Here is a 3913-nt window from a genome sequence, read left to right on the forward strand (position 1 = left end):
AAGTCGATCGCTCAATAACATTTTTAACCAAAGTGATCGGCATCGATGTTATTAGGTGATCGCCATGAATGGTATTGGCTGATCGGCATCAGTGTTATTGAGCGATCGGGATGGATGAAAATATGCAGCTTAATGCCCATGGCCGGATTTAGGGTGCAGTACCCCTGCATCACGGCCAATTTGAACACCGATTGCAGTACGTCAAGGTTGCGGTTCGCCGCCCCTTTGGTTTTCACGCTCACCGCATCAAACCATTGTTGTACCGCCGCATGGGTAATGGTGTGCAACGGTAAACGGCCAAACGTCGGCAACAGGCGTTTATTCAACGCGCTGCGGGAGGTGGCCTGTGTGCCACTTTTCCATTGTTCACAGACTAAGGGTGTCCATGTCTCACGGACAAACACATCAAAACGCGGCGAGGCCGTCACTGGGGGCGCGTTATTTTCTTCCCGCCAGGTTTGGATTTGCTTGTGCGCCATGACACGCGCTTCTTTGGTGGTTAACGCACTGACAGGGGCGAGGAGCCGTGACCGCTGCCGCCCGTCAACGGTGGCTTTCACCACGTACATGCGCCGTTTATCAGGGTACATTTTGACCCCAAAGCCTTTAAGCACGGTATCGCACAGCGTATAAGCACGGGATGTAGACTGCATTGAGGTAATGGTTTTTTGGGTAATACGGACGGGGGTCATGACTGCATCCCCCCTGCAATCACATTGGCCACATTATTGGCCGCGTTTTGAATATCGCCTTTGGCAAGGTGGGCATATTTCAAGGTGGTTTCGGGCAACGAATGCCCCAATAGCCGCCCGATACTCAACAAGCTGACTTTATCTTGCAGGGCAATACTGGCATAGGTATGGCGCAAGTCATGCAATCGCACGTCAGTAAGCCGTGCTACCTCCCGCACCTGATGCCACACGGCCACTAAACGGAAGTACTCGAACGGTTCACCAGATTGCTTACCCGCAAACAGGTACGCCCCCGTTGACGGCCAATCGTCCAGCAACTCACGCACAAACGAGGACAAAAAGACGGTTTTCGCCCCTGTCTTACTGTCAGGTAAATACCAATGCCCTTGGCGATAGTGCCTCCATTTCACGGTGCGCACTTCATTGCCTCGACACCCTGTGAGTATTAACAAACGTAATATCATCACCGCCGTGGGTGAGCTGGCCTGATGGATATCGAGTACCGACCACAAACGGCGTAATTCATCGGGAGTGAGATAGCGTTCACACGCGACCAGCGTGTAACGCTTGAAGGATTTGCACGGGTTGCTTTGGGGCGCTCGGTAACCGTAAGTCTCCGCTTGTTGCATCATCACCGATAACAACGGCAACATTGTATTGGCCATGCCTTTGGTGGCTGACATCCCACTGAACCACCGTTCAACCTGCTGACGCGTTAAGGTCGCAACCATGGCCTTACCCAACACCGGTTCAATGTGACGCTCGAACCCCTGACGGTTGTTGTGTAATGTGGACGCCTTCCAATGCCGCGCGTAACGGGGGAAAAATTCCTCGGCAAAGGCCGATAAGGTCAAGGTGGATAACGGCGCGTCTTTCTCCACCCCGTAGCGCACTTTCTCAATCAGGGCGTTCGCAGCGGCACGTGCCTCACTCACTGACATATCAGCAGCATCACCAAGACGGTGTAACTGACGTAACCCTTGATGCTGAAAACGGACGTTAAACACCCGCTTGCCTGATGGGTAGACCCGCAGGAAAAAAGCAGGGAATTTTTTATCGTAATACGCCACCATTTTTGTCGATGGGGGCATGTTATCAACCCTTTCTTGCTGTAATGTGACCTTGGGCATTATCGACTCTCACGTAATATCGTGGCATTCCACGCGATATCGGTACGGCTCTCACACGCACAGAAAAGCGGAACACTACGGAAAAACACCGTGATAACAAAAGAACAAAACACCTTACTTTCAGCCACTTAACCCACTAACAACAACCATCTCGACGTGTCGAGATAACGAGGTGTGTAGTCTTATTTTATTGCAATATCCAACCCATCCGAATCAATCATCCTTTTTCTTTCTTTTTAGGGGTTCATTACCCAGTAGACACATTCAGGCAGACTGATTGCCAACTGAAATCAGAAAAGGAAAGGTAAGAGAAAACAAAGTAACGAGGGAGAAACAACGGTGCAGAATGCACCAGGACAACAGAGGAAAAGGTAGAGAGTATCCCACAACAATCAAAGCGTGACCGCGTCACATTCTTATTCTGAGTGTTTCGTTTAAATAACACTGCGTCGCATTAACAGAGCATAAGTAATACACCACGCATCACTCAACATAAACAACTCAATGCCGCTCGCGGCATATAAGCCAACCCGTTAATCATCAATAAGCCATCATCCTTCAATTGGCGAAACCTTAACAAGGCCAAATAAAAAAGAAAACCATCGTCTTGCTAGGCAGCTCTTTATACGGCGGCAATCATGCCACAAAAAATAGGGCTACCTGTCGAAGACAAAAAAGAGGCCTAGCGCATGCCGTCATGCTTTTTATGACGACAAATAAAAAAGGCCGCACAAGTGCGACCTTAACAATATAACCATGAATAACTTAACAATAACGGTCCATTATTACGCGGTTATCACCTCGGTTAATATTTAGCGAAAAAAGAGACAGCTTATATTTACCCGATGAGGTGATATGAAAAACCAATGCGGGCACCAAACGGTTGAATTTTGTATTTATCCAAGCGCCACCATTAAACAACGTGATTGACCACGGCAATTCTGTCGCGATATTTAATGACTCTTCCAGTAATTGCAAATCACTATAATGATAGAAACGTTGGTCACCAACCCTATCACACACCCGTTGACCAATCCCCATGGCCCGCAATTGCACTTTATCGCGTTCACACAATGCAGTGTATTGACGGCTCATGGTGAGTTGTTTATTAATTTTCTTTTTCGCTAACAATAAACCGTTAACCTGACGATGTGAACAACGAAGGGTATGCATAGCATTAATAAGGGAGACAGTATTCATGACGACCTCGCAGCGACTTATCATTTAAACAATGACGAGAAAGAATAAAACGAAGATATTTATTAGCGTTGACGGTGGCAGCATTAAAAAACCAATACGGACGGACAAATAAATATCTTTCAGGTTTTATTTACTTATATTGAGTGACAGAGAAAAACAGAATTGATGTTATGACAAATAACACCAATATTGCCTCACACCTTCTTTATCGACATCACTGCTCATCACCAAGGTATGATTAATCCAAATTGAAAACTCAACCCCATATTCCCGATTACGTTGTTTCAATTGCCCAGCTTGTGTTTTCATGGCCACGCTATCAAATTGTGCTTCTGTTATTGGAGAACGATTGTTATTAGTCATGATAGTCACCACCAACAACCCGCTGTAATTCTGCGCAGAACAATTGAAAATCTAACCATGAGCGAGCATTACAATGCAGCGGTATTAATAACGTTGAGGCTAATACAATTTTTTGCTTGCGGTTAATACACGTTTGTTTATTATGATTTGTAGTAATCATTTGATATTCCTTACCGTATAGATTTTGATGACTAGCCCCTTCTTTTCATAGCCTGTCAGAAGGGGCACTTCATTACTCATTTAATAAAAACGCATGGGCTTTACTGGCTAGACTGGCCGCCTTGAAAATAAACCGTTTGTCGTCATTCAATTTCTTAAGCCACCCCGCGATATAGTCCTCATGTTGCACCTTGCCAAACACACCCAAATCAGCACAACAAAACGCTGCACCCAATTCAGCCACCAATTCTTCGAACGCATAATCTTTTGAGCCAAAGCTATTTTTTAAATCACGATCTAAACGGCTTTTATGACCAGACCAGTGAGTCAGTTCATGCATGGCCGTTGCGTAATAATCGCTAGACGATG

The 3913-nt window shown here is 46.2% G+C and carries 6 protein-coding genes; all 6 read right to left on the bottom strand.

Translation table 11 applies throughout. From position 1 onward, the window contains the following. Nucleotides 1-23: 23 nt before the first annotated feature. Nucleotides 24-692: a phage integrase central domain-containing protein gene (locus C9J12_RS29605; RefSeq protein WP_107247000.1), complete on the bottom strand. Its 669-nt coding sequence runs from the start codon at nucleotides 690-692 to the stop codon at nucleotides 24-26. Next, a complete protein-coding gene (locus tag C9J12_RS29610; protein ID WP_107247003.1) occupies nucleotides 689-1822 on the bottom strand; it encodes a site-specific integrase in 1134 nt (377 codons plus the stop codon). The genes C9J12_RS29605 and C9J12_RS29610 overlap by 4 nt, the downstream gene beginning before the upstream one ends. Before the next feature lie 765 nt (nucleotides 1823-2587). Beyond that, nucleotides 2588-3022 carry a hypothetical protein gene (locus tag C9J12_RS29615; RefSeq protein ID WP_227876516.1) on the bottom strand — a complete coding sequence of 145 codons (435 nt, stop codon included), beginning with the start codon at nucleotides 3020-3022 and terminating at the stop codon, nucleotides 2588-2590. A gap of 168 nt (nucleotides 3023-3190) precedes the next feature. Further along, nucleotides 3191-3385, bottom strand: a complete 195-nt coding sequence (locus C9J12_RS29620; protein WP_107247008.1) for a hypothetical protein — start codon at nucleotides 3383-3385, stop codon at nucleotides 3191-3193. Continuing rightward, nucleotides 3378-3545 (bottom strand): hypothetical protein, encoded by a 168-nt coding sequence (locus C9J12_RS30915; protein WP_170111924.1) that lies wholly within the window; start codon nucleotides 3543-3545, stop codon nucleotides 3378-3380. The genes C9J12_RS29620 and C9J12_RS30915 overlap by 8 nt, the downstream gene beginning before the upstream one ends. Nucleotides 3546-3617: 72 nt before the next feature. Further along, nucleotides 3618-3913 (bottom strand): zincin-like metallopeptidase domain-containing protein (locus tag C9J12_RS29625; protein ID WP_265416172.1); only part of this gene is annotated, 296 nt, incomplete at its 5' end.

Source organism: Photobacterium frigidiphilum, assembly GCF_003025615.1.
GTDB classification, from domain to species: Bacteria; Pseudomonadota; Gammaproteobacteria; order Enterobacterales; family Vibrionaceae; genus Photobacterium; species Photobacterium frigidiphilum.